We start from the raw sequence: 3337 nt of genomic DNA on the forward strand, positions 1-3337 counted from the left end.
TGAAGTCTTTGATGAGATGCTCTTAAGCGAGGCCTACGGCGTCGAGCTCAGGCTTGTTGACTGCTCCGGTGAAACCGTTTTAAGGCCGAAGTTAGAGGTGTGAGCGATGAAGGACATGCGGGATTACCTTGAATGGCTCGAAAGGAGAGGCGAGCTGATTAGAGTTAAGGAGGAACTTTCGCCGGAGCTCGAGATTCCGGCATTTCTGAGAAAGGCCATGTACGGGAAGAAGGGGGCCCTTCTCTTTGAGAGGGTTAAAGGCTATCCCGAGTGGAAAGCCGTTGGAAACCTCTTCGCGAGCGTTGAAACCCTTGAAAAAGCCCTCGGCGTTGCTAAACTTGAGGAAATAGGTGAGAGACCGCTCAAGCTCCTGGAGAGCCTTCCGCTCGGCCTTTCCGGTAAGCTTTCCTCCCTCGGAAAACTGAAGGAGATGAGCAACTACCTCCCAAAAATCGTGAGGAAGGCCGAATTTACGAGGAACGTAATCGAAGAAGAGCCATTGGACTTCATTCCAGCCTTTAAGACGTGGCCGAAGGATGCCTCCCGCTATTTAACCTACCCGCTCGTCTGCTTCTCGGACCCAAGGGGAGTGAACTCAATCAGCGTTTACCGCGTTATGCTCCTCGACGGCTTTACGGGAGTGGTTCACTGGCAGGTTCACAAGCGCGGAAGCCAAGCCTGGCAGGATTATCTTGAGAGGAACGACGGGAAAATGCCGGTGGCGATAGCTATAGGCTCTGACATAGGGACCCTTCTAACGGCAGTCTCCCCGGTTCCGTATCCGATGGACAAGTTGCTCTTCGCGGGCGTTGTCAGGGGGAGGGGGCTCGAACTCTACCGCCTGCCCAACGGCGTCCTCGTTCCGGCCAATGCTGAGGCAGTCATAGAGGGTTATGTCAATGTGAACGAGCTGAGCGAGGAGGGACCGTTTGGAGACCACTTCGGCTTCTATGACAGACCGAGCGAGAGAAACGAGCTCTATCCAGTCTTCCACGCCCAACGTTTGTACTACCGCGACGACCCGATTTACTATGGTTCAGTCGTCGGGAAGCCGCCGCTTGAAGACGCTGTGATAGGAAAGGCCATCGAGAGGATTTTCCTCCCTCTAATGAGAATGGTTCTGCCCGAAGTGGTGGACGTAAACTTCCCGGAGTACGGCGTCTTTCAGGGTGTCGCTATAGTCTCGATAAAGAAGCGCTATCCGGGTCAGGGCAAGAAGGTCCTCAACGCCCTCTGGGGAACGGGCCAGATGGCGCTGACCAAGGTGATAATAGTCGTCAGCGAGGACATCAATCCCCACAACATAAACCAGGTAATCTGGGCGGTCGCTTCCTTCGTCAATCCTGAGAGGGACGTTTTAATAATCCCCAACGCCCACACCGACGCCCTTGACCCAGCGGTTCCGAACCCACCGCTCGGAAGCAAGCTGGGAATAGATGCAACGAGAAAGCTTCCGCTGGAGATGAACGGAAGAACCGTTGAGGAAGTTGAGGAGGACCCCGAAGTGGTTGAGAGGCTCGAAGAGCTTTTCAGGAAGTATCTGGGTGGTTGAGATGACCTTTGACCCCGGTGAGGTCAGCAAAGCCAGCAGATTCCACGCCCTCATGAGGCTCGTCAGGATAGAGCACACCCTCTTTAGTTTACCCTACGCCTATACCGGAGCACTCCTCAGCGGTTTCCACGTTACTTGGAAGGAGATAATCCTCATGAGCCTCGCCCTCCTCGGCTTGAGAACCGCTGCCTTGGCTTACAACAACATAGCGGACATAGACATAGACAGCCTTAACCCAAGGACGTGGAACAGACCACTAATTAAGGGTGCTATAAAAATCAGTGACGCTTGGTGGCTCGTCGTTGTTGGTTCCGTTCTTTACTTCGTCTCGGCCGTTTTGCTGAACATCTGGACGGCTTTACTCAGCCCGATTCCCTGGCTTCTGGCCCTCGCCTATCCGCAGAGCAAGAGGAAACACAGCTTTCCCCATCTGCACCTCGGCTTAACCCTGGCAATGGCGGTAGCTGGTGGAACGATCGCTGCTGGAGGCGACGAGGCTAATCTCATCGTCCTCCTTGAGAGAATTCCCTGGGCCTTCTTCTTCGGAGTTCTCTTCTGGGTTGCCGGATTTGATACTATCTATGCCCTCATGGACTACGAGTTTGATGTAAAGCACGGTGTTGGAAGCATTCCCGCGCGCTTCGGGATTAAAAAGGCCCTTGACATTGCTTTAGCATTCCACCTGATTGCTATAGCCCTCTTTGGCCTTGCCGGCCCTCTTTACGGCCTCGGGAGGGTTTACCTTGCAGGCTGGTTCATCGCGAGCGTTCTAATCCTCTACGAGAACTATCTTGCCAGAAAAAGCCTTGAAAACGTTCCGAAGGCCTTCAACCTCAACATTCCGATAGGGTTAATCCTCACGCTCTCCGCGATAGCGGACAAACTGCTCGGGGGGATTTGAATGAGGAAATTGGAAGTGGCAGTTGCGGTTGGAATAGCCCTCCTCATCATCGGCTCCCTGTGGTATCTAGGTTCATCAGGGGAATCCGGGGGACAGCCCGAAGTCAGGGCAGCTACTCTGCTCGGTGGCATCAGCACACTGGACGTAATGGGGGCTAAAGGCTTCGACGAGGAGAACGGCTTCCACGTTAAGGTTCTCCGTCTGGCCAAAACTCCGGACATTATAGCGGCCCTCGAGAAGGGCGAGACCGACTTCGCCGTTATTCCGGCCGAGATGGCGGCGAAGTTGGCCCAGAGCGGCGTTGATATCAAGATAATATCCGTCGACATGCTCCAGAACCAGGCGATAATCGGGAAGGAGAAGATGAGGCCTGAAGAGCTTAAAGGCAGGAAAATAGGTGCTGTTGTAGCCTCGGGAACCTTCAAGCTCTTTCAGGCTTATATGAAGGTGCTCTACAACATAACGCCCGGGGATTACAGTGTCGTGAACGTCCCGCCCGGCTCGATTGAAGACTCACTCAAGGAGGTCGACGCGGTCGTCATCTGGGAACCGATTGTGAGCCAGCTCATTGTCAAGAACTACACCGTGATAGCGACCTTCTCAAAGCTGTGGGATGAAGCGGACGACGAGGACATAGTTGAGGGTCCACCGGTCATGCTCGTCTGGGTCGTTCGCGGGGACTTTCTTGAAAAGCACAGGAACCTCGTTGATGCCTTCATTAGGGCACAGGAGGAGAGCGCTCGCTACTGGAAGGAGCACCCCGAGGGGACAAAGGAAATCCTCGGAAACCTCTACCACCTCGACGAAAAAACCCTCGACGTGCTCTACTCCCGGACTGAGGTCAACGACGATGAACTCGACGAGGACCTCATCAAGGGGATAAA

General features: G+C 54.2%; 3 protein-coding genes. All 3 read left to right on the forward strand.

The features are described from left to right. Window positions 1-106: 106 nt before the first annotated feature. A complete protein-coding gene (locus MV985_RS02305; protein ID WP_297460197.1) occupies window positions 107-1552 on the forward strand; it encodes a UbiD family decarboxylase in 1446 nt (481 codons plus the stop codon). Window position 1553: 1 nt separating this feature from the next. Further along, window positions 1554-2453, forward strand: coding sequence for a 4-hydroxybenzoate octaprenyltransferase (locus MV985_RS02310; protein ID WP_297460203.1), 900 nt, complete (start codon window positions 1554-1556; stop codon window positions 2451-2453). Further along, window positions 2454-3337, forward strand: an 884-nt coding sequence (locus MV985_RS02315) for an ABC transporter substrate-binding protein (RefSeq protein ID WP_297460209.1), incomplete at its 3' end; no start/stop codon positions are given.

This window comes from Thermococcus sp. (assembly GCF_027012695.1).
In the GTDB taxonomy this organism is placed as follows: Archaea; Methanobacteriota_B; Thermococci; order Thermococcales; family Thermococcaceae; genus Thermococcus.

Coding starts and splice junctions, on each gene's coding strand:
- MV985_RS02305 (WP_297460197.1), top strand. CDS start 107: ATGAAGGACATGCGGGATTACCTTGAATGGCTCGAAAGGAGAGGCGAG.
- MV985_RS02310 (WP_297460203.1), top strand. CDS start 1,554: ATGACCTTTGACCCCGGTGAGGTCAGCAAAGCCAGCAGATTCCACGCC.